The sequence below is a fragment of the Aquimarina sp. U1-2 genome (genome assembly GCF_017897595.1).
Classification (GTDB): domain Bacteria; phylum Bacteroidota; class Bacteroidia; order Flavobacteriales; family Flavobacteriaceae; genus Aquimarina.
This window is the reverse complement of sequence record NZ_JAGKIK010000128.1, coordinates 1-339: the sequence shown is the minus strand read 5'-3', so window position 1 is coordinate 339 and position 339 is coordinate 1. Positions and strand designations below refer to the sequence as shown.

Annotated in this window: 1 protein-coding gene; it reads right to left on the bottom strand. The window is 40.1% G+C overall.

Annotated features, from left to right (window positions below; translation table 11 throughout):
- Positions 1–339, bottom strand: a 339-nt coding sequence (locus tag J8281_RS19340; protein ID WP_210199274.1) for a hypothetical protein, incomplete at both ends; no start/stop codon positions are given.

The window sequence follows — 339 nt, the reverse complement described above, 5'->3', positions numbered from 1 at the left end:
ATTGTGTTGATGGCCCTGTACCTACACACTTCCAAAGAAAATTATCAGTTCCATTAGCCCCATGAGCTGTCGATGAAACTGTTATTTCTCCTGATGTAAATACTGTACCTGATGTTGGGGATAAAGGCGTTGTACTATCATTAAAATATACATTAATCACAGCCCCAGGAACTGGTGCTAAACCAGAAATGCTTTTTCCACAATGTATAGCAGAGGTAGGAGGATCAGAGCATGTAACACCCACCGTTGTATTACTACAATCAGAATCCGACTCGGTCTTACCTGATGCTTGAGCTGTAGCTGTTATTATTTCATTTGATGCTAAAACTGGAGATATAC